The organism is Rhizobium sp. BK181, assembly GCF_014193305.1.
Classification (GTDB): domain Bacteria; phylum Pseudomonadota; class Alphaproteobacteria; order Rhizobiales; family Rhizobiaceae; genus Rhizobium.
The window spans coordinates 14,141-40,155 of the sequence record NZ_JACHZA010000030.1; the positions used below are offsets into that span (position 1 = coordinate 14,141).

At 60.4% G+C, this 26,015-nt stretch carries 25 protein-coding genes and 1 pseudogene; 19 read left to right on the forward strand and 7 right to left on the reverse strand.

The features are described from left to right. Positions 1 to 3: 3 nt before the first annotated feature. The 9 genes and pseudogenes from FHT77_RS30105 to FHT77_RS32375 form a co-directional block, all read left to right on the forward strand. Positions 4 to 1,062 carry an SDR family oxidoreductase gene (locus FHT77_RS30105; protein ID WP_183759141.1) on the forward strand — a complete coding sequence of 353 codons (1,059 nt, stop codon included), beginning with the start codon at positions 4 to 6 and terminating at the stop codon, positions 1,060 to 1,062. An 18-nt stretch (positions 1,063 to 1,080) separates the two neighbouring features. Continuing rightward, the gene (locus tag FHT77_RS30110) at positions 1,081 to 1,962 is read left to right on the forward strand and encodes an intradiol ring-cleavage dioxygenase (protein ID WP_183759142.1); all 882 of its coding nucleotides are present in this window, start codon (positions 1,081 to 1,083) and stop codon (positions 1,960 to 1,962) included. Positions 1,963 to 1,964: 2 nt separating this feature from the next. After that, the gene (locus FHT77_RS30115) at positions 1,965 to 3,029 is read left to right on the forward strand and encodes a maleylacetate reductase (RefSeq protein WP_183759143.1); all 1,065 of its coding nucleotides are present in this window, start codon (positions 1,965 to 1,967) and stop codon (positions 3,027 to 3,029) included. A gap of 152 nt (positions 3,030 to 3,181) precedes the next feature. Then, positions 3,182 to 3,475: a YciI family protein gene (locus FHT77_RS30120; RefSeq protein ID WP_183759144.1), complete on the forward strand. Its 294-nt coding sequence runs from the start codon at positions 3,182 to 3,184 to the stop codon at positions 3,473 to 3,475. Positions 3,476 to 3,822: 347 nt separating this feature from the next. Next, positions 3,823 to 4,848 carry an ABC transporter permease gene (locus FHT77_RS30125; RefSeq protein ID WP_183759145.1) on the forward strand — a complete coding sequence of 342 codons (1,026 nt, stop codon included), beginning with the start codon at positions 3,823 to 3,825 and terminating at the stop codon, positions 4,846 to 4,848. Next, positions 4,845 to 5,912 carry a substrate-binding domain-containing protein gene (locus tag FHT77_RS30130; RefSeq protein ID WP_183759146.1) on the forward strand — a complete coding sequence of 356 codons (1,068 nt, stop codon included), beginning with the start codon at positions 4,845 to 4,847 and terminating at the stop codon, positions 5,910 to 5,912. The genes FHT77_RS30125 and FHT77_RS30130 overlap by 4 nt, the downstream gene beginning before the upstream one ends. 73 nt (positions 5,913 to 5,985) lie before the next feature. After that, positions 5,986 to 8,493 carry an ATP-binding cassette domain-containing protein gene (locus FHT77_RS30135; protein WP_210281077.1) on the forward strand — a complete coding sequence of 836 codons (2,508 nt, stop codon included), beginning with the start codon at positions 5,986 to 5,988 and terminating at the stop codon, positions 8,491 to 8,493. Positions 8,494 to 8,607: 114 nt separating this feature from the next. Continuing rightward, the gene (locus FHT77_RS30140; protein ID WP_409527478.1) at positions 8,608 to 9,099 is read left to right on the forward strand and encodes a VOC family protein; all 492 of its coding nucleotides are present in this window, start codon (positions 8,608 to 8,610) and stop codon (positions 9,097 to 9,099) included. Further along, a pseudogene (locus FHT77_RS32375) lies at positions 9,098 to 9,565 on the forward strand (ABC transporter permease subunit); the annotation flags it as partial. The gene FHT77_RS30140 and the pseudogene FHT77_RS32375, both read left to right, overlap by 2 nt. A gap of 9 nt (positions 9,566 to 9,574) precedes the next feature. On the opposite strand, the gene FHT77_RS30150 reads toward FHT77_RS32375, so the two are convergent. The 7 genes from FHT77_RS30150 to FHT77_RS30180 all read right to left on the reverse strand — a co-directional run bounded on the left by FHT77_RS30150 (position 9,575) and on the right by FHT77_RS30180 (position 16,663). Then, positions 9,575 to 9,862 (reverse strand): hypothetical protein, encoded by a 288-nt coding sequence (locus tag FHT77_RS30150; protein WP_183759148.1) that lies wholly within the window; start codon positions 9,860 to 9,862, stop codon positions 9,575 to 9,577. A gap of 373 nt (positions 9,863 to 10,235) precedes the next feature. After that, positions 10,236 to 11,123 (reverse strand): polysaccharide deacetylase family protein, encoded by an 888-nt coding sequence (locus FHT77_RS30155; protein WP_210281078.1) that lies wholly within the window; start codon positions 11,121 to 11,123, stop codon positions 10,236 to 10,238. A gap of 23 nt (positions 11,124 to 11,146) precedes the next feature. After that, positions 11,147 to 12,670, reverse strand: coding sequence for an amidohydrolase family protein (locus FHT77_RS30160; protein WP_183759150.1), 1,524 nt, complete (start codon positions 12,668 to 12,670; stop codon positions 11,147 to 11,149). Continuing rightward, positions 12,670 to 13,410 carry an aspartate/glutamate racemase family protein gene (locus tag FHT77_RS30165; RefSeq protein ID WP_183759151.1) on the reverse strand — a complete coding sequence of 247 codons (741 nt, stop codon included), beginning with the start codon at positions 13,408 to 13,410 and terminating at the stop codon, positions 12,670 to 12,672. The genes FHT77_RS30160 and FHT77_RS30165 overlap by 1 nt, the downstream gene beginning before the upstream one ends. Continuing rightward, the gene (locus FHT77_RS30170; protein WP_183759152.1) at positions 13,407 to 14,321 is read right to left on the reverse strand and encodes a carbohydrate kinase family protein; all 915 of its coding nucleotides are present in this window, start codon (positions 14,319 to 14,321) and stop codon (positions 13,407 to 13,409) included. The genes FHT77_RS30165 and FHT77_RS30170 overlap by 4 nt, the downstream gene beginning before the upstream one ends. Positions 14,322 to 14,326: 5 nt before the next feature. Then, positions 14,327 to 15,511 (reverse strand): SIS domain-containing protein, encoded by a 1,185-nt coding sequence (locus FHT77_RS30175; protein ID WP_183759153.1) that lies wholly within the window; start codon positions 15,509 to 15,511, stop codon positions 14,327 to 14,329. Between the two features lie 24 nt (positions 15,512 to 15,535). Beyond that, complete coding sequence (locus FHT77_RS30180) at positions 15,536 to 16,663, reverse strand: SIS domain-containing protein (RefSeq protein WP_183759154.1); 1,128 nt, start codon at positions 16,661 to 16,663, stop codon at positions 15,536 to 15,538. 135 nt (positions 16,664 to 16,798) lie between these two features. Between FHT77_RS30180 and FHT77_RS30185 the strand changes: the two genes are divergently transcribed. From FHT77_RS30185 to FHT77_RS30230, 10 genes are all read left to right on the forward strand, one after another. Continuing rightward, positions 16,799 to 17,572, forward strand: coding sequence for a DeoR/GlpR family DNA-binding transcription regulator (locus tag FHT77_RS30185; protein WP_183759155.1), 774 nt, complete (start codon positions 16,799 to 16,801; stop codon positions 17,570 to 17,572). Between the two features lie 149 nt (positions 17,573 to 17,721). Then, a complete protein-coding gene (locus FHT77_RS30190) occupies positions 17,722 to 19,236 on the forward strand; it encodes an ABC transporter substrate-binding protein (RefSeq protein WP_183759156.1) in 1,515 nt (504 codons plus the stop codon). Positions 19,237 to 19,324: 88 nt separating this feature from the next. Next, positions 19,325 to 20,239, forward strand: coding sequence for an ABC transporter permease (locus FHT77_RS30195; protein WP_183759157.1), 915 nt, complete (start codon positions 19,325 to 19,327; stop codon positions 20,237 to 20,239). Continuing rightward, entirely contained in the window at positions 20,236 to 21,087 is an 852-nt protein-coding gene (locus FHT77_RS30200; protein WP_183759158.1) for an ABC transporter permease, read from the forward strand. The genes FHT77_RS30195 and FHT77_RS30200 overlap by 4 nt, the downstream gene beginning before the upstream one ends. Then, complete coding sequence (locus FHT77_RS30205) at positions 21,084 to 22,052, forward strand: ABC transporter ATP-binding protein (RefSeq protein WP_183759159.1); 969 nt, start codon at positions 21,084 to 21,086, stop codon at positions 22,050 to 22,052. The genes FHT77_RS30200 and FHT77_RS30205 overlap by 4 nt, the downstream gene beginning before the upstream one ends. Further along, on the forward strand, positions 22,049 to 23,062 hold the full coding sequence (locus FHT77_RS30210) for an ABC transporter ATP-binding protein (RefSeq protein ID WP_183759160.1): 1,014 nt from the start codon (positions 22,049 to 22,051) through the stop codon (positions 23,060 to 23,062). The genes FHT77_RS30205 and FHT77_RS30210 overlap by 4 nt, the downstream gene beginning before the upstream one ends. 147 nt (positions 23,063 to 23,209) lie before the next feature. Then, positions 23,210 to 23,848, forward strand: a complete 639-nt coding sequence (locus FHT77_RS30215) for a DUF1684 domain-containing protein (protein WP_183759165.1) — start codon at positions 23,210 to 23,212, stop codon at positions 23,846 to 23,848. A 541-nt stretch (positions 23,849 to 24,389) separates the two neighbouring features. Next, positions 24,390 to 24,890: a hypothetical protein gene (locus tag FHT77_RS30220; RefSeq protein WP_183759161.1), complete on the forward strand. Its 501-nt coding sequence runs from the start codon at positions 24,390 to 24,392 to the stop codon at positions 24,888 to 24,890. Between the two features lie 120 nt (positions 24,891 to 25,010). Then, a complete protein-coding gene (locus FHT77_RS30225; RefSeq protein WP_183759162.1) occupies positions 25,011 to 25,187 on the forward strand; it encodes a hypothetical protein in 177 nt (58 codons plus the stop codon). After that, positions 25,184 to 25,879, forward strand: coding sequence for a hypothetical protein (locus FHT77_RS30230; protein ID WP_183759163.1), 696 nt, complete (start codon positions 25,184 to 25,186; stop codon positions 25,877 to 25,879). The genes FHT77_RS30225 and FHT77_RS30230 overlap by 4 nt, the downstream gene beginning before the upstream one ends. Positions 25,880 to 26,015 lie beyond the last annotated feature (136 nt).

Genomic DNA, 26,015 nt, shown 5'->3' on the forward strand with positions numbered 1-26,015 from the left:
AACATGACAAGACAAGCACTCATCGTCGGCGCGACCGGGATCACTGGAAGCAATCTTGCGGAAAATCTTCTCGCGAGCGGCGGCTGGACCGTATCGGGGTTGTCGCGGTCGCAGAGCCGGGTCACTGGCGTGCAGACCCTAAGCTGTGACCTCATTGATCCGCCGTCCGTACGATCCGCGCTAGCGGATGCTAGTCCTAGCCATGTGTTCATCACGGCATGGTCCCGTCAGGAGACTGAAGCGGAGAACTGCAGGATCAACGGCGCGATAGTACGCAATGTACTTGAGGCCCTCGCGGGAAGAGGTATCGAGCACGTCGCCCTGACCACCGGGACAAAGCATTATCTCGGGCCATTCGAGTCATACGCGAAGACCAAGCCGGAAACGCCTTTCAGAGAGGAGCAGGTTCGCCTGCCCGGAGAGAACTTCTACTACGTCCAAGAGGACGAAGTCTTCGCCGCGTCGAAGCGGGAAGGGTTTACCTGGTCGATTCATCGGCCACACACACTCATCGGGTATGCGGTCGGCAACGCGATGAATATGGCGGCGACGCTTGCCGTGTACGCGTCGATCTGCCGCGAGACGGGTCGACCATTTGTATTTCCGGGTTCACCCGAACAGTGGGAGGCGGTAACCGACGTTACAGACGTGAGAATTCTGGCTAAGCACCTGCACTGGGCGGCGACCACCAGCGCTGCCGCAAATCTGGCCTTCAACGTGGTGAATGGCGAGGTATTCAGGTGGAAATGGCTCTGGCCGCGTCTCGCCGCCTATTTCGGTATCGAGGCTGCGCCCTATCCCGGAAGCCCGAAGCCGCTTGAAGTGCAGATGGCTGATGCGGGCCCCATTTGGGATGAGATCGTGGCCAAATACTCCCTTGAATCCAACGCGCTAAGGCGCGTCGCGTCCTTTTGGCATACGGACGCGGATCTCGGACGCCAAATCGAGACGTTCAACGATATGGGCCGTAGTCGAGAACTCGGGTTTCTTGAATATCAGGACACTACCCGATCGTTTACCGATGCCTTCGATCGTCTGCGATCCGACCGGATCATCCCTTAGATGTCGGGAGCATTGGATATGGTCGCAAACACCAGTGAAACGAACCCAACGACTGGCTTCTTCACGGAGACGAATTCCGTGGAAGCGGTCAATGCCCGAATGGGGGAAGACGTCAGCCCTCGCCTCAGAGAGGTCATGTCGTGCCTTGTCAAGCATCTCCACGCCTTTGCCCGCGAGGTCAACCTTACGCAGGCGGAGTGGGAATACGGAATAGATTTTCTGACCCGCACTGGACAGATGTGCACACGAGAGCGACAGGAATTCATCCTTCTCTCCGACACGCTGGGAATGTCGATGCTGGTCGATGCCATCAACAACAGGCGTCCGATCGGTGCCACCGAAAACACCGTTTTTGGGCCTTTCCACTTAGAGGGCTGCCCTGTCCGTGAAATGGGTGAGCGGATCTGTCTCGACGGCAAGGGGGAAAGCTGCCTGTTCATCGGGCGGGTACTCGATTTGGACGGCAATCCCGTGTCGGGAGCGAGAATAGACGTCTGGTCTGACAACGCGGATGGCTACTACGACGTTCAGCAGCCTGAACTCCAGCCGAAATGGAACAACCGAGGTGTTTTCGTCACCGCCGCCGATGGCCGCTACAGCTTCATCGGTATCAGACCCGTTTCTTATCCGATTCCCGACGACGGTCCGGTAGGGCAGATGCTTGCAAGCCTCGGCCGCCATCCATACCGCCCGGCGCACATGCATTACATGGTCCGGGCGGATGGATTCCAGAAGCTGGTCACTCATACCTTCGTCGGTGGTGATCCATACCTTGAATCGGACACGGTATTCGGAGTGAAGCAAACTCTGGTCGCGCCGTTCACGAAGCTCGAAGCAGGCGAAACGCATTGGCGTTCGGACTTCGACTTCGTCCTCGCCAAGCCTACTGATAGGGGCTGACGTTGAAAAACTTTGTCTACACCGGAAATCCCGCGCGGGTCATTTTTGGCCAAGGCACTGTAGCAGCGCTTCCTGACGAAGCGGACAGGCTGAAGGTACGGCGTATCTTGGTGCTTTCGACACCGGAGCAGGCCGATCAGGCAGCAGAAATCGCTGGGAGCTTGGGCCAACGCGTAGTAGCCAGCTATTCTAAGGCGCAGATGCACACCCCTGTCGACGTAACGGCAGACGCGATGAGGTCCATCGAGCGACATGATGTCGATGCATTGCTTTCCGTTGGCGGCGGATCGACGACGGGACTGGGCAAGGCGATAGCTTTGCGCACAGATCTGCCACAGATCGTGGTGCCAACCACATATGCTGGTTCGGAGGCAACCCCTATTCTCGGCGAAACCGAGGGAGGGCGGAAGGTCACCAAGTCGGACCCGCGAATCCTTCCCGAGGTTATCGTTTATGATGTCAACCTCACGCTTACATTACCCGTACCGCTTTCAGTGACGAGTGGGTTCAATGCGGTCGCCCACGCTGTTGAAGCTCTTTACGCGAAGGAAGCGAACCCGATCATCTCGTTAGCGGCGGAGGAAGGTATTTCAGCCATCGTGCGAGCTATGCCTCGGATACACGCCAATCGGGAAGATATCGAAGGCCGCTCTTCAGCGCTGTATGGCGCTTGGCTCTGCGGTGTTTGCTTGGGATCGGTTGGCATGGCGTTGCACCACAAGCTTTGTCACACGCTCGGCGGGATGTTCAATCTACCGCACGCCCAATTGCATACCGCGATGCTTCCTCACGCTCTAGCCTATAACGCTCCAGCCACGCCGGTCGCGATGGAGCGGCTGAAGCGATCGCTCACCGCGCCCGACCCGGCAAAGTTCCTCTACGATATGGCCAAGGAATTGGGGGCGGTGATGTCGTTGAGAGACCTCGGCATGCCTGAAGGTAGTATCGAGGCGGCCGTGGAGCAGGCGCTGAGCAACGCTTACTGGAATCCGAGAGAGCTTGAGCGGAGCGGCCTTCATCGTCTGCTCGATCGCGCTTTTCGTGGAGATGAACCTAAGACGGAGTAGTGGAATAGCGGGGCGATGGGCGGCCAATACTGGAACATCCGAAATGGATAATTCCGTTCTTTTCTTCCCGGCCCCTCAAGCTACCATCAACACTACGAAATCGAATATGCGCGGTATTGTGAGGAATCGCGGATAATTGGGAGGTGTAGAGGATGCTCGCAGTCCGTGTCGCGATATCGGATCCGAACAAGGACTCGGTGCGGAAAATCTACCTTGAGGACCACAAGCGGCATCTGCGTTCTGGACAGCTTTCGATCTTACAGTCCGGCCCGATCATGAACGATTCAGGCATAGGCGAGGGTGGCGTGGTTGTAGCGGACGTAGGTTCGCTTGAGGAAATGCGTCGCTTCAGCTCGGCCGACCCGTTCGTAGTCCACGGCGTGTATCGCGATGTTGTTATCTACGAGTGGCGTCCCACGATCGGAGCTCTTGCGTCGGCACGCTGAAGGAACAGGATTAAACTGCTGATTTTCTAAGGAGGAGAGAAAATGAAAGCGGTAACTGCTATCACCTGGAAGCATATTCTTGACTGGCTGGCGGAAGCCGGAAGTATCTGCAGCGGTATGTTCATCGAGTATCGGGAATCTCGGGACAGCAGTGCCAGCCGCAATTTTAGGGATCGGGACAAGCTCTTTCGTCGAGACAGTTGGAGGCCAATGTCGCGCTGAGCGACGAGGCAACCCGGAGTTCCATCTCGATTACTCCTCTCTTTTGCTAACCAGACCGATCGGGCCCGGCTCACCGCCGCGAGGCCCGCCGGGAGCACTGTGACTTTCTGAGCGAGAACCTTGAAATGCCCCACGCTTCGTCCATTGCCCACATCGGCCGTCCCAAGGAGACCACTTTGCGGATTCCCTTCACGCGAAATTTCGTGACGGTCGTTTTCTCGACGCTCGTGCTTATCGTACTATGCGCTCTATTCGCACCAAGCAGCCTTTCGATCGGCGCCCTTTCGGGAAGCCTCCCTTTTGCGGCGATCATCGCCATGGTGGGCCTGGGGCAGTTGCTTGTGGTGCAGCAGGGGGGCTTCGATCTCTCGCTTGCCGGGTCCGTTTCACTGGCTGTCGTCATCGCCACGCACTATCCGCAACAAGATGATGGTCTTCTCTACCAGGCCGTGCTTCTTTCCGCGGGGATATGCGTTGCTGCAGGCATCCTCAACGGGGCGCTCGTAAGTCTCTTCAGGCTGAACGCGATCATTGCGACCATTGGTACCAATGCGCTCCTTTACAGTGCGGTCTTCGCGGTGTCGGGTGGAGTTCCATCTATCACCACCGAGCTTCTGGCCGAAATCGCAGGCGGCGAGACGCTCGGTCTACCGAACTCGGTGTTCTTTGCCCTAGGTGCGATGATCCTCGTCACATTCGTGCTGAAGAAGACCGTAGCTGGCCGCAGGTTCGAGGCCATCGGGGCCAATCCATTGGCCGGCAGAGCAGCAGGTCTCAACGTACGACTTCACCAGATGATGGCATACGTTTACGCGCAGCTCCTCTACTGCATGGCAGGGACTCTCATTGCGGGGATCACGCGCGAGCCCACCGCTTTCCAGGGAGACAGCTTGCTGCTGCCGTCAGTCGCTGTGGTGGTACTCGGGGGGACCTCGCTCCTGGGCGGACGAGGCTTCCCGATCTCAACTGTCATTGCTGCATTTTTCTTGAACCATCTGAGCCAATTCGCACTGACGGTCGGGGTACCGTTCTCAGCTCAAACAATCATCCAGGCGCTCGCTCTGGGTTTCGGTATCGCGGTTTACTCGATCCGCTGGTCGATAAGCCAAGGTGGAACGACTTCAACAACAAAAGTGGAGGACGCGAAATGAAATATAAGACCCTTGCAACATCACTGGGACTGACATTGACGACCGCACTCAGTGGTTTAGCGATGGCCGGATCGGCGATGGCGGAGATGCCATCCTGGTGCGGTCCGAAGAAGGCGACATTGGCGCTACTGGACGGTTATGGCGGCAACAGTTGGCGCCAGGTGACAACCGCTTCCGGCAAGCAGACCGTGGAGCTGTGCCCTAGCATTACCAAGTACGAATACGCCGATGGCCAGGGCGATACAATGAAGGCCATCTCCGACATCAAGAGCATGGCCGCGAAGGGCGTGGATGCACTTGTCGTATTCGGTGACGCGGGCCCTGCCGTCTTGCCGGCCCTCACCAGTGTCTTCAAATCCGGGAAAGTTGTCGTTCCTTACCGCGTAGCGGTCGGAGGAAAGGATGGGAAGAACTACTCCAAATTCGTCGGTGCGTCGTTCGAAAACGACGGTGAGAATTGGGGCAAGTGGATCAAGTCGGTGCTGCCCAACGGCGGCAACCTCCTATTTCTCAGCGGACCGGCTGGAAACAGCCAAGGCTTGGACGAGCTGAAGGGTCTCAAGAAGGTTCTTGGCAAGGAATATGTCTTCGTCAACCAGGAGCCCTTCGCAGTCACGAATTGGGATCCGGCACTTACGCAGAAGGTTCTCACGGCAGAGATTGCCAAAAACAAGAAGATCGACGTGATCATCTCGGACTTCGGGCCGTCCCTGGTCGGTGCGTTGCCCTTGTTCGCAAAGCAGGGAAAATCAGTTCCGGCTCTCGCTACTTCTGATGGAAATTCACTCGGTTGCTTCTGGCAGGAGAACAAGGACAGCAACCCGGATTTCAAGCTGTTCACGGTCGCAACGGGCAATGACAACGTCAGGTTGGCGGTTCAGTGGGCCGTGGCTCTGGCAACCGACGGCACGCCGCCGAAGGACGAGACGTTCAAGGCACCAGAGTTCGAAGACTCGGTCTCCGGTAAACCGAACCCTGTCCAGTGCAAGAAGGACCTGCCTGGCGCCATCTACCTGTCTTCGGAGCTTCCCGCGGAGCAGCAGGCCAAGGCTGTTGGCAAGTAGCCAATCGACTCTTAGACCTGCTCGCGGCAGCAGCTTCAGGCAGGTCCATCCTTCAGAATTGGATCGTTTGACCATGGCAGCAGTAGAAATGAACGCATATGAAACACTCCCTCAGGCATCTTTCGAAGAGACCATCCGACTGACTGGGATCTCGAAATTTTTTGCCGGGATTCCCGCGCTGCGGGATGTCAACGTCGATTTCAGGCCGGGAGAGGTCCACGCCATTCTCGGTGAGAACGGCGCAGGAAAATCGACCTTGATGAATATTATCGCTGGAACCCTTCAACCAAGCGAAGGGGAGATAATCTTCGAGGGGCAACGCGTACCCCAGATGACACCTGATGCTGCAGCTTCCCTTGGCATCGCCATTTGTTTTCAGCATCCCGCCATTCTCAACGATCTTTCAATTTTGGAAAACTTGAGCGTGGCTCTGCCCGCTTCAATCCTGCGGCATCGATCCACTCGCGACCTGGCCGGACAGACTTTGCAATCTGTGGCGCTGAAATTGCCACTCAACATGCGCGCCGATCACCTGACCGTAGCGCAGAAACACTTGCTCGAAATCGGGAAAGCGATTTCCGTCAACCCGAAACTCCTGATCCTGGACGAGCCGACCGCTTCCCTTGATCAGGAGGCTACAGAGATGCTCTTCGGTCTCATTCGGACAGCAGCCCAGAATGGCACGTCGGTCATTTATATAACTCATCGCCTGGCCGAGATCCGTCAGATCGCAGACCGAGTTACCGTGATGCGGGACGGACGTGTTCGCGGAGCTGCGAAGGTCAGCGAGATTGCAGATGGCGAACTCGTCAACATGATCGTCGGACGCACGCTTGAAGCCGCATTTCCTCCAAGATCACAGGGTGCCGATCGCTCGTCAGTGTTCAATGTCGAAGGTTTGAGCGGAGAGGGGTTCAACAATGTGAGTTTCGGTGTATCGCGCGGGCAGATACTTGGCGTCGCTGGTGTCTCCGGCAATGGTCAGTCGGAGTTGATGCGCGCGCTCGCGGGCCTGCAGCCCACGCGAGGAACGATCAGTCTGCACGGGCGGCAGCTTGCCCAGAAAGAGCTGTTGGACGAGGCTGCTTTCATGCCGTCCGACCGCCATCTGGAGGGCGTGGCAAGCGGGCTGACAGTTCGGGAGAATGCGACCTTCTCAGCTCTCGAGAAGTTCGCCACAGCTGGAATCTTGAGCAGCAGCGCGGAGCATCGAAAAGTCAGATCAATCTTCGGTGATCTTGCCGTCAAGACGCCTGGGCTCGAAGCGTCTATCCAATCGCTGTCTGGCGGGAACCAGCAGAAGGTCGTCATGGCGCGAGCGTTGCTGTCTGAACCGGGTATTGTTGTCGCCGACGAGCCGACCCAGGGCGTAGACGTCGGAGCGCGTTTCGAAATTTATCGAATCCTCAGAAGCGTGTCGGAGGCAGGCACGCCGGTTATCGTGAATTCATCTGATGCAGTGGAACTCGAGGGTCTGTGCGACAAGGTAATAGTAATGTCGCGCGGTCAGGTCGTTGATACTTTGGTTGGCGAGGCGATTACCGAAGAACGGATCGTTGCCGCAGCAGTAAGGGCTGAGGGGCACGACGTCGGTACGGAAGGCACGAAAGTGCCGAAATCCCTTACGCGGCTAAAGCATTTCCTGGAATCCGACATGGCACCGATGGTGCCCTTGGTTCTCGTTACAATCCTGCTTGGACTGTTCGTAAATGGTCAAAACGACAACTTCCTGTCGGCCTACAATATCTCCAACATTCTTCTCCTGGCAACCGCACTGGGTTTCATTGCTCTCGGGCAGACCATCGCGCTACTGATGGGGGGTATTGATCTGTCTGTGGGACCGCTGGCTGGCTTTCTTGTCGTGGTCGCGTCGTTTTTTGTGACCGAGGAAGTCTCCATAATCACGATGGCTTTGGGATTTGCGCTGATGGCTGTGGGAGCTTTCCTAACCGGAGCCGTAAACGGGGTTCTGATCAGGTTCGCCAATTTCACGCCGATCGCCGCCACCCTTGCCATGTATATCGCGATCCAAGGTCTAAGCTTCCTGCTCCGCGAGAATCCCGACGGCTACATCAGCTCCACGGTCACAGATTGGATCAACTGGCAGGTTGGGCCGTTCCCTGTGGCTTTCCTAGTGCTGGTAGCGGTTACTCTTGGTGGAGAGGTTGCCTTGAGACGGTCGAGAGCCGGACGACGTCTGCGTGCAGTAGGTTCGAACGAGGAATCGGCGCGCCGTGTGGGTATTCGCGTCGATCTGACCTATGTGGCGGGCTACATCGCCTGCTCGATGCTGACTTGCCTGGGAGCGGTCATGCTGATGACACAGATCGGGGTGGGCGACCCACGCCAAGGCGTCGCCTACACGCTCTCGAGCATTACGGCCGTGGTGCTTGGAGGAACCAGCTTGGCTGGTGGACGAGGCACCTTCGTCGGAACGGTCATGGGCGCGGTGCTGCTGACCGAAGTGCTGAGCGCCGTGACCTTCCTGAGCCTGACGCAGACCTACCAGTATCTTTTCCAAGGGGCTCTGATCGTCGCCGCCGCGCTTATCTACTCCGCTGCGCGGAGACGCACGACCTGACTTCAGGCGGCTTCCTCGCGACGACTTCCTCGCCGTCGCCCACACCATAGCAGCAGAAGCTGTTTGCGCTCTTCGAGACTCGGAGGAATGGCATTGACCACGAACGTTTACGGCATGCATCACATAGGCATCACAGTGCCGGATATTGAGGAGGGAATACAGTTCTTCCAAGCCGTTTTCGGGGCGATCGAAGTATTTCGAACAGGACCGTTCGGCGTTGATCAAGACTTCATGGAAAATAAGCTTGGGGCTGCCAAATACTCCAAGATCCGTGACTTGGTCTTCCTCCGCTGCGGCAATGGGACCAGCGTCGAACTGTTCGAATACGAGGGCGAGTCCGCATCGCCTCCCAAGAGGTCGTCGGAAGTAGGCTGCGTACATCTGTGCTTTGAAGTCGAAGACGTGAACGCTTCCGCCGAGAGATTGAAGGAGCTAGGCATCGATCTGCTGGACGGGCCAAATCTTGTAGAGGCGGGGCCGTTGGCAGGTTTCAACTGGATCTACTTCCGCACTCCCTGGGGACTAATCTTGGAAGTCGCGAGCTTCGACAAGCTTGCCTATGAGACTGACACCCCAGAGCGCCTATGGCGGGCGAAGCTGAGTTGACTGTCAGGCCCGGGGCTACGCGGGCTTTCCGAAGACCGGTGTGATCGTCGCCACCTATGCGATCTCCGGCACGCTCTCGGGAATTGCCGGCGTCATCATCGCTGCGCGCAACGTCAACGTGAAGTTCGACTACGGCAGCTCCTATCTGCTGATCGCCATCCTGATTGCGGTGATGGCCGGCGTGAAGCCGGAGGGCGGCTATGGGCGCGTCATCTGCGTCGTGCTTTCGGCCATCGCCCTGCAGCTCATGTCGAGCCTGCTCAATTTCGGCGGCCTTTCCAATTTCGTGCGCGATTTCGCCGTCGCCGATGAAGGCTATCTCCGCGAGGGCCCGGTTGCGGCCGCGCGGTTTGAGATCATCGGAGATGACGGAGACCCTGAGATCGCTGAGCTGCGGGCGCTTCGCCAGCGCGCTGTGAATGACGTGATCTCTACGCTGCTCGGCGAGTTGGGTATTGGTGGATAGATGGAACAACTACGACCGGTCGAAATGAAGCTGATCGATGAATTGTTTGGCATGAGCTCGGGCTACGTCCTCGACTTCACGAACAGCACATTCGCTGATTTCTTCCGCCGGGAGGTCGGCATCGACATCTATGACGATGCCTGCGCGATCTATGGCGGAAGCAAGGGAAAGCTTTTCCGCGCTTTTCTTACGATCGGGCAGCCACGAGCGATCGTCAAAGCTCTTACAGCCTTGTGGGAATATCGTGAAACGGATCGGCTCGGGCGAGCCCAGACTGAAAAAGTCGTCAATGCTCATCGCCGTCTGACCGCGATAATAGAGCGTTTGGGCGGAGCTGCTCTTGCGAACTATGGGCCGGCCCCGGGCGAGTTCGAAACGAAGTCACAGGCTACGCCTCGAACTTTTCGCGCCGACGAAACCGTATTGCGGGGCTTGAAGCACGCTTTCTGGCGCTCCAGGAAATGTCGGATGAGCCCCACGCTCGCGGCCGTCATTTCGAGACGCTACTCACGGACCTTTTAATGCCTGGAGTATGGACGCGCGTGGTGGCTTCACTGTCGTCGGTGAGCAGATCGACGGCTCGTTTCAGTTGGGGGGCAACACCTAGGTTGCCGACCATAATGGCGGACCAAAGGCAAACAAGGAGGTGTTCAATTTTGCCTCAAGTAAATCATACGGCGCGCTGCCGATTCGCTCTTACATAGGCCTCGATTTCGCCCGGCTGGGCGAGCCAAACCTGATCCTTTCGGGCCACGATATGATCGAGTGCGGCCGTCAACGCCGCCAGCCGGAAGGGTTGGCCGGAGATGAAGCTGTGGACGACGATGCTCATCACCAGAGGCTGGCTCCGGGATGCCAGCAGCATTTCGTCGAACTCGTCGACGATCATCTGAGTGAAATCGCGGGCGGTGGTCTGGCGGCCGATCAGGGTCGTGCTGTCGTTCAGCTCCAGCGCATAGGGAAGGGCGAGCAGCGGCTTGCCCTGGCTCTTGCCCTTGAGATAGATGGGCTGATCATCCATCCGGAGGTCAAGGAGATAGCTGAAGCCAGCCTCCGGCAGGAGGTCGATGGTGTTTTCGGTATGCGCGAGCCAGGGACTGGACCAGCCACGCGCCCGAAACCCCTGTTTCTCGGTAATCCTGGTCTGTACGGCCTTCATATAGGCCAGCTCCGCCTCTGGCGTCATGCCGGCCAGCGTGTCGGAATTGGTAAGCCCGTGACCGACCATTTCGATGCCGGCCTCATGGGCCGCGTCCATCAGGGCCGGCGCATGGTCATAGACTTCCGTATTGAGCAGCATCGCCGGCCGGATGCCGCGCGAGGCGAAGCGGTCGATCAGGCGGAAGCCGCCGACGCGGTTGCCATAGTCACGCCAGGAGGTGTTGACCATGTCCGGCTTGCTCGCGCCGGGCATGAGGTCTTCGACCATGCCCTCGCCGAAGCGATATTCCTCGACCCCGAAAGCCACATAAAGCGCCAGTCTGTTGCCATCTGGCCAGAGGAAATCGGGGCGCTCGGTGATCGGGCTGAAGTCGTAGCGGCCGTGGGTGGGAAGCATGGTCATCTCCTTGCAAAGTCGGATCAGGTGCCGCTGTAGCCCAGCCAGCGGTTGAAGCCGACATCCCGCGCGGCGGCCTTTGAAACCATGGCTTCGTAATAGGGCCGCCAGCGGGCGACCTCGGTGCGGGCGCCCTCGAGCGCGGCCTTTCGGCCGGCAAAGATGGAGCGCGCCTCGGCTCGCAGCGCGCGCTCGTCCACCTTGGTGAGCTTGGAGCCGTCATAGACGATACGCCCGGCCACCATCGTCTTGCGCACGCCGCTGCCGTTCTCGCAGAACACCATCTGCCGCCTGACATTATTGAACGGCGTGAAGGCCGCCGTGTCCAAGTCGACGAGCACTAGATCGGCGAGCCGTCCCACCGCGATAGCGCCGAGCTGGTCGCCGCGCCGCATGGCATGGGCGCCGCCCCTGAACAGGCAATCGAGGATCTCATCCGCATCGGGCCAGCGGCGATAATCGGGATCGCCGATCGTGTGGATCAGGGCTGCCTGCTTTGCCACGCCCCACATGTTGACCGCGTCGTCGGCAATAGCCTCATCCGTACCAAGGCAGATGTTGATCTTGCGCTCGCGCAGTTTTCTGAAGGGCATCACGCCGCTGCCGAGCCGGAGATTGCTGATCGGGTTATGCGCCACCGTCGCCCCGGATTCGGCGATGAGGTCGTAATCAGCCTCGTCCATCCAGATCGCATGGATGATGTTCATCCGGTCCGAGAGCAGGCCGAGATCAGCGGTGTAGCGCAGGAGCGAGCGGCCGGCAAAGCGCGGCTGTTCCGTGGCCAGCACCCGCTGCAGCTTGGTCTCCAGCATGTGCACGTAATAGGGCAGGTCGTGAGCGCGGCTGAGGTCGTCCAGTGCGGCCATGTAATCCGGCGATATGCGCTGGGGCGCAGAACAGGAGACGGCGGCCGAAAGCCTCCCGCCTTCCGCGCCGTGCCAGGTGTCGATCAGGTGGCGATAGCTGTCGAGCAGCCTTTCCCGACCGAAGGCCGGAGGATTTGCAAGTTCAGCAAGCATGGCGTCGGACAGCAGCTCGGCCAGGAAGGGCAGTTTGTCCAGCTCCGCCAGTTCCGGCTGGTCGAGTGCGACCGTGGCCCGGATGCCCACATCGCGATAGGCTTGCATCACCGCATCGATCACGTCGGGGGCCGGATGAGGCACGAAGAAGGCGTCGTCCTGCACCGAGGTGGTGCCGGTCTTCAGCATTTCCATGGCCGCCAGCATGGTCCGCACATAGGCTTCCCGGGGGCTTGGCCTCAGTGCCTCCAGGTCGGGCGACTCGTAAAGCATGAAGATTTCGAGCGGCAGGCTGGGCAGCATGCCCTTCATGTGGTTTACGGGGGAATGGAAATGCGCGTTGATCAGTCCCGGCACGAGCAGATCGCCCCGGCCCTCGATGATATGGGCATCGGGCGGCGTGGCGGCCGAAAGATCCGGGCCGATCGCCGCGATCCGGTCGCCGATCACAAGCACCGAGGTTGGCGCCGAGGCACCGTCGGAAAGGTTGTCGTCGTAAACCCGGACATTCTGGAACAGCACGGACATCAGGCAAACCTCTCTGGCGCAGGCTCGGCAAATTCCGGAAGGCGGAAACCAGCCGGGGGCGCGGCATAGGTGGCGTGCTTGGAGGTGCTGAGACCGGCGGCAACAAGGCCTTCGGCAAATTTCAGCCCGACCATCACCCCGTCAATCACGGGAACGGCGAGCGAACGGGACAGAGGCGCGACCAAATCGCTGAGGCCGGCGCAGCCGAGGATGATGGCTTCGGCATGGTCCTGCGCAATCGCGCGCCGCGCTTCCGCCTCGATGATCGGCGCGCTGGCGGCCACCTCGTCCGCCAGATCCAGCACGGGCACCTCGACCGCCCGCACCGTGCAGCGATGGGTGAGGCCGGTTTCCTGCAGCACCCGCAGCGAATGGGCCCGCGTGCGCGGTGGCAGGGTGACGATGGAGAAGCGATGGGTGATCAGTGATGCGGCCTGCAGGGAGGCTTCCGTCATGCCGACGATCGGGCCGCGGGCGAGTTCACGCGCCTGGTGAAGACCGGTATCGCCGAAACAGGCAATCACATAGGCGTCGACGCCTTGCTTCTCGCCTTCCGCCACCACCTGCATCACGCCCAATGCACCGAGCACTTCCTCCGCATGGCTTTCGATCGAGGCTGCGCCGGTCCGCGGTTGCGCCGCAATCACCTCCGTGCCCGCCGCGGCGATGGCGCGTGCGCTTTGCAGCAGGCGCTCGGTGAAGGCAGCTGTGGTGTTCGGATTGATGATGCAGATCTTCATCGGCCGGCCTGCCAGGCTTGCAGACGCGCCGCCGCTTCGGCGGGCGTCACGCGAAACATCGGGTCGGCGCCGTAATCGGACACCGCAAAGGCCGCTGCGACCGCTCCGGCCCGCGCGGCCCCTTCGAGGTCGCCGCGATCCTGCAGGAGTTCAGCGAGGAACCCGCCGCAGAAACTGTCACCGGCACCGGTCGTGTCGATGACAGGGCCGGGGGGCGGCGAGACCCGGATCATGCGATCCGTATCGCGGCCGTGGATCAGCGAGCCCTCGGCACCGAGCTTCAGCACAACGATGGACGGCCCTAGGCTCGCAAAGGCGCGGGCCGCAGCCTCCCAATCCGTATGGCCGAGCAGTTGTTGCGCCTCGTCCGCGCTTGGCATGAAGATGTCGCACCGGCTGATCATCGCTTTCAGCCTCTCCTCATTGCCGCGGATATAGTCTTCCTGCATGTCGAGCACCACGAGGCCGTCCGTCCGGCTCTTGAGACCGGTCACGAGATCGATCTGCGCTTCGAGCGTCATGGCAAGGATGAGAAACATCTCCGCATCCAGAAACGGGAGGGGAATGTCGGCCATGGTCGGCGACAGCGTGTGAAACGCCTCGTCGCCGTTATAGAGCGTCCATACCCGGCCGCCTTCCGCATCATAGGCGACGCGGTTGTGCAGCGAGGGGATGCCCCGTGGGGTGAGGCCGACCTCGGACAGGCCGGCGGAGCGGATCTGCGCGCTGGTCGCGCTCGGCCAGTCTTTGCCGACAGGCGCCACCATCTCCGCTCGCGGCTCGAACAGCCGGGCGGCAAGGCACGCATAGAGCGCATCCCCGCCCGTGCATCCCGGCCGTTCCGTTCCGTCCGGCAGGACAACGTCGTCGATGGTCAGGTTGCCGAGGCAGACAAGGCGCGGATCCGTCATCCTGTTCACCCGCGCGCCTGTTCCTCGCGACGGAATTTCTCCATCGCCACGTGATGGGCAAAGAGCTGCACCGGCACGCTGTAGACGAGGGCCGCCAGGCACTCCGGCACCGCCGGCAGCCGCAGGACCATGTCGGAATAGGCGTCGAGGATGGGCTGGTCACCGGTGACGATGCTGTAGATCCGGCCCTTCCAGCGCTTGCCCTCGAAGGCAGTGTCGCGCGCCCGGAAGATCGAGGGACCGTCGGGGGCGATGAGGAACAGCGGATCGCCATCCTTCTGCGAATTGTAGTGGTGGAATTCTTCAAGCGGAATGGCCAGCCCCTGATCGGGCGTGCATTCCTTGGCCTTGGCCGCGCCAAACAGGGCCGAGGCAAAGGCCGGTCCGCCGGCGGCATAGAGATAGATGGCGCGCTCCGCCTCCTTTTCGGCGATCTGCCTGATCGCCGGCTCCCATGTTTCCACCACGTCGGCCATCTGTCCCGGCGCCGCGTCCAGCGCCGCCTGCAGGCTTTCGACGCGGGCATCGCCGGGGTTTTTCGCACGGGCCCAGTCGAGGGCAAACTGCGCCAGCAGTGCCATGGCCGCCGTGCTGGCCTGGGTCGGCCATCCCTTGCGTTCGGCCCGGATGAGCAGCCCACGATCGGATTCCGTCATCAGGGCGGCGCCGGGCGTGTTGCTGAGCGCCAGCGTTTTGGCACCCAGACCCCGCGCAATCAGCATGGCCTCGACGGTGCGCGTCGTCATGCCGGAGGAGCTCAAGGTTACCACCAGCGTCTCGGGGCCAGTGGTGCGGCTGGCGTAATAGGCATAGTCCAGCGCCTGGATCGGCTCGACGGGAATGCCGAGCAGCATTTCGAAGATGTCGCGAACGCCGACCATGACGGCTAGTGAATCGCCACAGCCGGTCATGACGATGCGCGTGATCCTCTGCCCGGCGAAATGGGCGGCGGTTTCGATCGTCGCCACCCTTGCCTCGCGGATCGTGGTGCGGATCGCGTCTGCCTGGCCGAGAATTTCGGTCCGCGTTAGCTCGACGCGGCGCTTGCGCTTTTCGTCCAGCGGATCATCGGTCGGCAGCGCGTCCATCAACTGCGCCTCCTTCTCGAAGAGCATCTCGACAAGGGCCCGCGCCTTGCTGTCCAGCGGCGAGTCGGGGTGGAGAAGGGGAGTAACGTAGGACTGGTTCATGGCTCTGCTTTGGCTTTCGGAGGTTCAGACGAGCTCGCAGCGCCGGCTGAGCAGCTGCGCGGCAAGGAAGCGGCCCGGATCGGCCTTGTCCTGGCTGACATTGGGGTCGAAGCCGCTCTCCACGGCCAGCGCATAGGAGAGCATCTGCAGCGGCGCGGGGGTGAGGAGCGGCGAGAGCCAGGCGGGCGTGGCCGGCAGGCTGATCCGGTAGGTCGCGCCCTCCACCGCATGGCCGGCGGTTTCGATGGCAAGCGTGCGCATGCCCGCATGGCCGAGCGCCCCGACGGTGTTGGAAGCAAGCCGGGCGATCTCGGGCGTCGAGGCAAGCAGGATCACCAGCTCGTCCTTCCGGCTGGACCAGAACAGGCTGTGGGCGAATTCCTCGATCTCGCTTGACCAGACCGGAGCCTGGACCACCTTGACGAGTTTGGCCGCGCCGTAATCGGCGGTCGCCCAATCCGATCCTGCACCCAGCACCCGCACGCCGCCCAGCCCCTGGCCGAGCACCTCGGCGCAGATGGCCGGCAATTGCTGCTGGCAGATCTCCAGGCTTTGCGGGATCGTGTCAGCCAGCAAGGCCGCCATTTCCGGCCCCTTGCAGCTCACCTGCGGCTCGCGGTTCGAGGCCCGGGCAGCTCCCTCGATCAGCATCATCAGGCCTAGGATGGTGCCGCTGTAGCGCGTGGTCCCGGTGAGGAACGGGGCGATATCGTCGATTTTCAGCGAGGCGACGGCATCGGCCGAGGCGCCCATGGCTGCGCCATCCTCGTTTGTCAGCGCCACATAGCGGCCGCCGGCGGCCTTGATGCGATGGGCTGCGGCAATGGTGCGATCCACCGTGCCGGACATGGAAATGGCAATTGCCCGGTCAGCCGATCCCGGCTTGCGGTTCTCGGATAGCAGATAGTCGAGGCTTGTGACGCCGTCCATCGGGATGTCGAAGGCGGAAGCGGAAATGGCCGCGACGGCGCGCGCGGCAAACCAGCCGTCGCCGCAGCCAAAGGCGGCGAGATGACCGCCTGATCCGGGCGTCAGCGACTGGGCGCCGATGGCGGCGAATTCGTCGTAACGGTCGAGAAGCCGGGCAAGGACTTCACCCTGCCGGAGAATGTCGACCAGCATGTGGGGCTGGTCCTTGGATGGTGTTGGCATTGTCGCACTCCTGAATGGCTCTGAGGCTGCAGGTTGTCGGTTCTTTGCGCAAGGAAAAATTTCGAAAATTTGCGATAGCGCACCGGCGAGAAATTTGGCATGAATTTTAGGCAGTGTCTGTCGGGGGGGGGAATCATGACCGCATTGAACGCCATGCAGCGTCACCAGCGCATTCTGGAGGCGCTGGAACTGGACGGAAAAGTATCCGTGACGACCCTCTCCGACAGTCTGCGGGTCTCGGTCGTGACCATTCGCAACGATCTGGAGCAGCTGGAGCGCCAGCAGGTTCTCCGGCGCATCCGGGGCGGGGCGCTTGCTGTCCGGGCGGCGCGATTCGAGCGGCCGCTGCATCTCGCAAGCCAGGCCTTCACCGAGGAGAAGCAGCGGATCGCCAAGCTTGCGGCCACCCTGGTGCGCGACGGCGAAACGATCATGATCGATGCCGGCAGCACCGCGCTGGCCTTTGCCCGCGCGCTCTCCAAGTCCTTGAATGATGTGGCTGTCGTGACCAATTCGCTGGACGTGGCGCTCGTTCTGGCCGAGCATCCGGGCATCCGCGTCGTGGTGACGGGCGGCACGCTGCGCGGCACCCAGCGGTCCCTGACCGCGCCCTTCTCCACACTCGTGATCGGTCAGCTGAATGCCGACACCGCCTATATTTCCTGCACGGGGATTGATCCCGGCAAGGGCTTCACCACCGGCAGCTGGGAGGAAGCAGAGGTTGAGAAGGCGATGATTGCAGCAGCCAGCCGTTGCGTTATCCTGGCCGACCACAGCAAGTTCGGTCATGTGGGCAGTGCCCGCGTCGCCGACCTCTCGGCAGTCGACCTTCTGGTTACCGACAGCGATGTGGCGCCGGAGACGATCCTGCCTTTCGAAGCGAAGGGTTTGCGGGTGCTGACTGCTTAACAGGCAGGCAAGACGGGCGCTGGCGCTTTTTTACGCAAGAATTTTCGCTCGACAAATGGTATCGCAAAAACTTTCCAAAAAATTCCATTGCCAAATTAGCGAAAAGGGGCAAGCTTTTGCCGTCTTCAATAAAAAACGGGAACAGTAGGATGAATTCAGGGCCAATTCTCACCAGACGACAGCTTGGGCAGGGCGCCGCGGCGCTCGCCGCGATGATGAGCCTCCCGCGTGGTGCTTTCGCGCAGACCGCACCTGTCGTGATTGCGTCGGAAGACGATGTCTCGACGCTCGATCCGCATCTCATCCGCAACAACCATCCGATCGGAAGCGTCATCTGGTCCGTCTTCGACAGTCTCGTGCGCCGCAATGCAGACGGTACCCACGAGCCGCGTCTGGCGCTGAGCTGGGAACAGGCCGAGCCGACCCGCTGGCGCTTCAAGCTGCGCGATGGCGTGACGTTCACCAATGGCGAAAAATTCGATGCCGCGGCCGTGAAGTTTAACTTCGAACGGATGAACATCGCGCCATTCAACGGCGAGAGCCAGCTCTGGCCACAGACCGGTCTGACGGCCATCGAAATCGTCGATCCCCTGACGCTCGATCTCGTCACCAGCGCACCGACGATCAACATGCTATACTGGCTGGAAGAAGCCTTCATCGGCGCGCCGGCCTACCTGAAGGATACCCCGGCCGATGTGGTGGGTGCCAAGCCGATCGGCTCCGGCCCCTATGTCGTGACGGAATGGAAGCAGGGCGACCGCGTCGTGCTGAAGGCCAATTCGGAGCACTGGAACGGAGAGCCGGCGATCAAGGACGTGATCTTCCGGGATATCCCCGAGCTTTCGTCCCGCATCAACGAACTGAAGGCCGGCAGCGTGGATATCGCCGTGGGCCTGACACCGGATACGGCTGCCGATGCCAATTCGGACAAGTCCAAGGTCGTCTCCGTGGCGGGCCTGCGCAAGATGCATATGGGCATTTCCTGCAACGGCATCGAGCCGCTGAAGGACAAGCGCGTCCGCCAGGCGCTGAACTATGCCGTCGACGTCAAGACCATGGTCGATACGCTGGTGGGCGGTCAGACAAAGCCGATCGTTTCGGTCGTCAACCCACCGAACAACAATCCGGATCTCAAGCCTTTCGACTACAATCCGGAAAAGGCAAAGGCCTTGCTGGCCGAGGCGGGCTTTACCGATTTCGAGATCCCGATCGCCTATGGCCGCTATCCGGCCGCGAAAGAGGCCTCCGAAACCATAGCGGCCTATCTGGAGGCGATCGATCTCAAGCCGAAGATCGAGGCTTACGAGCCGGGCAAGTTCTCCGACATGATCCGCTCCAAGGCGTTCAAGGGCATCTATTTCTACGGCTGGGCGTCTCTGATCAACCCGTCCGTCGAGCTGGTCATCCTGACATCGGATGCCGTGGACAATTCCAGTGCCTATAACAATCCGGAATTCGACGCGCTGGTGAAGAAGGCTTCCGTGACGCTGGACGACGCGGAGCGGCAGAAGCTTCTGACCGCAGCCGAGACCATGGTGTGGGAGGATTGCCCCTGGATTTATCTGTGGTACCTCCCGGCGATCTACGGCGTAAGCAACCGGCTCGACTTCCCCGTCCGTCCCGACGACTATGTCGAGATGTACCGCGCCAAGCTGAAAGCCTGATATCACATGCCACGGGGATGGGGTCCGGTGAAAAGACCCCATCGCCCTGATGAAGCGGCAGGGCTCAGCCGCCGCTGGAGACAATGCATTGAACTATCTATCCCACAGGCTCCTGAGGGCCCTGCTTGTCCTCATCGGCGTCAGCTTTGCCACCTTCATGGTGGCCTATTCCACCGGCGACCCGGTGGCGCTTCTGATCAAGCCCAATGCGACCGACGAGGTGCGTCGTGCAGTGACGACCCATCTTGGCCTGGACAAGCCGCTCATTGCCCAATACGGCCTGTTTCTGTGGCGCGCCCTGCATGGGGATCTCGGCCAGTCCTTCGTCTACAACCAGAGTGTGGTCAGTCTCGTCGCGGACCGGCTGTCCAACACGTTCCTGCTCGCTTTCGCCTCCTTCTTCATCGCGCTCCTGCTTTCGGTGACGCTCGGGGTTCTCGCAGCCCTTTATCGCAACACCTGGATCGATGCAGCGATCACCCTCTTCACCATGATCGGCCTTGCGGTTCCGGCCTTCTGGCTGGGCCTGATGCTGATCGTGATCTTTGCCGTCCACTGGCAGTTCTTTCCGGTATCAGGTTCCGAGAGCGCCAGTTCCCTCGTGCTGCCGGCGCTGACGCTGTCGATGCAGTCGACGGCGAGGCTCTGTCGCCTCGTCCGATCCGGCATGATCGAGGTGCTGAATGCCGACTTCATCCGCACCGCGCGTGCCAAGGGTCTCTACGAAAAGCGGGTGGTCTGGGTTCATGCCCTGCGTAACGCCCTGCTGCCCGTGGTGACCATGGCCGGGCTTGAACTGGGCGACCTCATTTCGTCTGCCGTGGTCATCGAGGCCATCTTCGCCTGGCCGGGCATCGGGCGGCTTGCCATCGGTGCGGTCTCCTCGCGCGATTTTCCGCTGCTGCAGGGCACGGTACTCGTCTCTGCCTTCTGCTTCGTTGCCATCAATCTCTTTGTCGACTGGCTCTATCACCGGATCGATCCGCGGGTGCGAAACACATGAGCCCCTCCGTCACACGCTTTCTGTCCCGTAATACGCTGGGCATCATCGGCGCAGCCATCGTCCTGACTGCCGTCGCCATAGCCGTCTTCGCGCCCCTGATCGCACCGCTAGCCGCCAGCCAGATCGATCTGCGCGCCCGAATGGCACCGCCCTTCTTCGTCGAGGGCGGGTCACTCAAGCATCTGCTGGGTGCGGACAATCTCGGCCGCGATATCCTGTCCCGTCTCATCTATGGCAGCCGGATCTCGCTTGCGGTCGGGACGGCAGCCGCGTTGCTGGGCGCTGTCATCGGCAGCCTGATGGGCATCCTTGCCGGCTATTTCGGCGGAAAGGTCGATGCGGTCATTTCGTGGTTCGTCGATGTGCAACTGGCCTTCCCGTTTACGCTGCTCGCGATCTTCCTGCTCGGCACGCTCGGCGGCGGCTTCTATGCGGTGGTGATCGTGCTGGCACTGGCAACCTGGGTGAATTACGCCCGCGTGGTGCGTGCGCAGGTGCTGACCGTCAAGGTGCAGGACTATGTGCTGGCTGCCCGGGCGGTCGGAGTCGGCACGCCGCGCACGCTGTGGCGCTACATCTTTGCCAATTCCACCGCGCCGATCATCGTCGTTGCCAGCTTCTCCACGGCGCAGGCCATCCTGACCCAGGCGGCGCTGAGTTTCCTCGGGGTCGGCATCGATCCGACCATCCCCTCCTGGGGCGCCATGCTCAACGACGGGCGCGACTATCTGCAAAAGGCCTGGTGGATCGCCATGTTCCCCGGCCTTGCGATCGCGATCACCGTGCTCGGCGTCAATTTGTTCGGCGACTGGCTGCGCGATCGCCTGGATCCGAGGAGCATTCAATGAGCCATCTCCTTCTCGACGTGCAGGACCTGGATGTCCGTTTCGGACCGGTCCATGCGGCGCGGGGTGTGTCCTTCCACGTGGCCCCGGGCGAGACGCTGGGCGTTGTCGGTGAATCCGGTTCCGGCAAGAGCACGACCATGCTTGCGGTGCTCGGCCTCAACCCGAAGCGCCAGGCGCAGGTCTCCGCCACACGGCTTGCCTTCGACGGCGAGGATCTGCTTGCCAAGTCCGACCAGCAGATGCGCGATCTGCGCGGGCGTCGGGTCGGGCTGATCTTCCAGGACCCGCTCGCCGCGCTCAATCCCCTGATGACCGTCGGCCGGCAGATTGCCGAGGTTCTCGTCCGCCATCGCGGACTGGACAAGAAGGCGGCGCTCGAAGAGGCCGCAAAACTGCTGGAACGGACCGGCGTGCCCGACCCCAGACGGCGCTCCGGCCAGTTTCCGCATCAGTTTTCCGGCGGCATGCGCCAGCGTGTGATGATCGCGATCGCGCTGGCCGGGCGGCCGGACCTGCTGATTGCCGACGAGCCGACAACCGCGCTCGACGTGACCGTCCAGGCCGAGATCGTCCGCCTGATCCGCGACATCCAGCAAGCGAGCGGCATGGGGCTTGTCTGGATCACCCATGACCTCGCCCTGATGGCGCGGGTCGCCGACCGGGTCATGGTCATGTATGCAGGCGCCGTGGTCGAAGAGGCGCCCGTCGACCGGCTCTATGCGGCGCCGCGCCATCCCTATACCGCCGGGCTTCTTAGCAGCATCGCGCGTCTGGACCAGCCGCGCGGCCATCGGGCGCGGGCGATTTCTGGCACGCCGCCGACACTCACCAAACCCATCGAGGGCTGCGCCTTTGCGCCGCGCTGTCCACTCCGCTTCGACAAATGCACGGTCGCGCCGCCATTGTTGGATCTGGGCGACGGCGTCCGTGCCGCTTGCTGGAGACTTGAGGGAGAGCAGCAATGACTGATCCGACCAACAACGCTCTTCCCGTGTCGGAGGCCGTGACACTCAAGGTTCAATACCTAACGCGCCGCCGCAACTGGCGCGGTCAGGTCATCACCACCACCGTGCGTGCCGTCGATGGTGTCGATCTCAGTGTCCGGCCGGGCGAGGCGCTGGCACTTGTGGGCGAATCCGGTTGCGGCAAGTCCACGCTGGGCCGGGCCCTCCTGCGGCTTGAACAGGTCAGCGAAGGTGTCGTGCGCTTTGCCGGTTCCGACCTGACCGGGCTCGACCAGGCCGCGTTGCGGCCCCTGCGGCGCAACATGCAGATGGTGTTTCAGGACCCGTTTTCGTCGCTCAATCCGCGCATGAGCATCGGCGAGACACTGGCCGAGCCCCTGCTGGTTCATGGCCTTGCCACGAAGGCGCAGGCGCGCCAGCGCGTGGCTGAGATGCTGGACATCGTCGGCCTCGATCCGCAGGTCGTATCGCGTTACCCGCATGCCTTTTCCGGCGGGCAGAGACAGCGCATCGCCATTGCGCGCGCAGTCATCGGCCGGCCGCAATTCGTCGTTGCCGACGAACCCATCTCGGCGCTCGACATCTCGGTGCAGGCGCAGATCCTTGATCTCTTTGAAGACCTTAAGGAGCGCTTTTCGCTCACTTACCTCTTCATCAGTCATGACCTAGCCGTGGTTCGTCATATAGCTGACCGTGTTGCGGTAATGTATCTCGGTCGCATCGTGGAGCAGGGGGCACCGGATGAAGTTTTCGGCGATCCACAGCACCCTTACACCCAAGCACTTCTTGCCGCTGTGCCCGCACCAGATCCGGTGCTAGAGCGACGCCGGCCTGCGCCTGTTCTACGGGGTGAGCCCCCTTCGCCTTCGGCCGAGGTTTCCGGATGCCGCTTCCGGGGCCGCTGCCCTCATTCCATGGCGGTCTGTGCGACTTCCGATCCTTTACTGACGCCGACCGGCAGTAAAGGTCATGCTGTTGCCTGCTTTCTTCATCACGGCCATGCAAGATGATCCGAGCTCTACGGCGTTACTGAGGCTGCGCAAACGTTGCAGTAATAGCGTTAGTAAGTACCTTCGCCACCGAATACGTGCCCCTGGGCAAAGTTTTCGCGATGATTGGGCGAGCGTTTCGATGACGAGAGCGGCGAGATTTCCGGCATGGGAGGATATGATTTGAACGAGACACAACACCTGTGGGAATGGCGCGAGAGGATCGCAAATCTCTACTACGAGGTACGTTCTAGCCCGGACGTGGTTGCTGCCTGGAGGCTTTGGTGCGACACCCGTTCGACTCTGTTTCGCGACCATCCTCAGTCGCCAATTGAACTGCCGGACCGCAAGACGTTCGAAGGGCCGACGACATTTTCTTATGATCCATCGTTGCGCTTGACGGTAAAGCTTGTCGCAGTCACGCCGGAACGGATAACCGTCGCAACAGGAGTGGATGGTGACCTGTCGATGCATGCGTTCTCTCGTACATCGGGGCTGGAGGCCAGATTGGGCGGCGAATTAACTCTTTACTGGATTGAGGGGTACGGCGGTGGCGTGTTCCTGCCGTTTGTCGACGCGACCTCAGGGACCGAGACATATGGCGGTGGCCGATATCTCCTCGACACCATCAAGGGAGCAGATCTCGGAGTTGTCCGTCCAGACGGCGCACTGATACTCGATTTCAATTTCTCCTATTTTCCTTCGTGCGTCTATTCTTCCCGCTATGTCTGTCCATTAGCGCCATCGGGCAATCGACTGAAAGGGGCGGTGAGAGCCGGAGAACGGTTACCTGTCTCAAAACGATAAGCGCCGGGTCAGAGGCCTTGAATCTCCGTAGCCGGGCATTCAGAAGTCGCCACCGTGCCGCCTCCGTGCTTGTCTCCGCTAATAAACGTTTGTTTAAAAAAGGCCCCCACGGCGGGATAGCGCGCAGGGGGCCAAGTTTCCACACTTTCGGAGAGCGGTCTCGCGAAAGCGCTAGCATTCTAAACCGTATTTACAGTCCCTGCCAACGCTCTCAAGTCTCACGGACTGGTCACCAAGAATTCCAGTGACCTTACGTCCGCAAGGTCTGCTGCGATTAGCGGCGTAGACATAAGCCTCTCCTCAAGCCAGTGCTTGAGCTGCTAATGCTAAGTTCCGGTCGAAAATGGGGGCAGTTCAGCGGGCGCAGTGAAACCAGTGAATTGGTGATGGAAAAATCTATAGAATGTGGCCATCATTACAGACGGCTAAGAGTAATTTCTCGTGAACGAAACCGAATTGAAACTCTGCTTCACAAAACCATGTCGGCATAATTAATCGCGACGGAACCGTTGTCCGTTTTTCGCACCTTCGATGGCATCATATGCTGAGCGACGACGCAGTATCGCCTGACTATTTCTGGGCGGCTTGCGGCCTGTTTGAAGATGATGAGGTGAACGGGCAAACCTTCGCGGCACGTATACTGGCAATTCGTCACTCCGGAGGGTTTATCCCCTACGGGTTTTATTCGGAGGGGAACGCGTTCACGTCTAGTGGCGAGTTCTTGCCATTTTCCGACCCTGCCATGGGTCTCACTTGCTCGACTTACGTGATCCAAGTCTTCCAGTCATTCGGCCATCAGCTTGTCGACGTCGAAACATGGGAGACGCGGGACACAGACTTGGCGTGGCAAAACGGCATGTTAGAAACCATTGCGCAATACGTCTCCTCTGACCGCGCCGCGGAAGCAGCAAAATACATCGGATCAACGAGGATTAGACCAGAGGAAGCCGCAGCGGCGGTGATCCACGCGCTTCCGCCATTGACGGTCAAAGATGCCAAAGCGATGGCTCAGGAAATCCCGGAATTGCTTGAAGCCGCTTGAGCCGTTCCGAGTTAAGGAGACGCGATGTCTCGGCGGCTGTCGGAATACGGCAAAAGGACGGGGTGAAATGAAAATGGTGGAACGCTAGCATCGCTTGGTTCGAGTCGATCCGGGTGGGGCATGAACGTAGAGTTAGATACTGATCAAGACGCCGCAAAAATCGCAGCGGATGCTGTTTTCAACGCTAAGGCTGCACATCAGCGCCTCAATCACGAGATCGTTCGTGCTGTTGCGTTAAGCAGAGCGCCTTCAAAGATCACGCTCAAACCGAACTTCTGTCATTTTGCGAAAGCTTGAAGCAACGACGACTGATCACCGAATTCGAGACGAAGTATCCGGCAATTATCTTCGGACTGACCGCCGTTGGACGCGCTCGGCTTCAGCCGGCGGTGGTGCCTAGCGGGCTTGCAATTATGAGGGCTGTTGCTGCGGCGCTGAGAGTTCGGGGTATGGACACCGGATCGTTGTTGAGGAGGATCGCGCGTCCGATCCGATACCCGATCCTTGAAGCTTACCAGGGTAAGGAGATGCCAGGGGGAGCGGAAGCTAAGCGACTCTTCGACAAGTGCCTATATGCGATGATGAAGGCCCAAATCGTTTACAGGACTGAAAAGCAGATCAACCTGACGACCCAGGCCCAATCTTTAATCCGCCAAAACAGGCTTTCGTTTCGGCCGTCAGCCGACTTCAGAAAGCCCGACCTTTCGACATTAGTGAAAATCTGGAAGAACGCGATTGCGATCCTCGCTGACCCCGCACGATGCGACGACCATGAGGTGGCTGGCAAAGTCGTCAAATGCGTCACCAGGGAATGGAGCCGACGATCGAAAGAAATGCTCGAAGGGCGGTTTCCTTGGCCATCCACGAAGGCAACGCGTGGCAATGGAAGTCTTGGTCCGCTGGAAGTCCACGAGGATGAATGCTTGCGTTCATGGAATACCGATCTCGCGGACGCACCAACAGGAGGCGATCCAGAAAACAGAAGCTGAGCAAGTTCAAACGGAAGCTTTTGAGGAATTACTTGACCGGCTGACCTTGCCCCCAAGTTTTATCCAGTTTTAAGTTCGCTCCGGCGGTTTTGGGTTGCTGTATTTGGGGCGGTAGCGGCGGGTTGCGGTGCGGAGC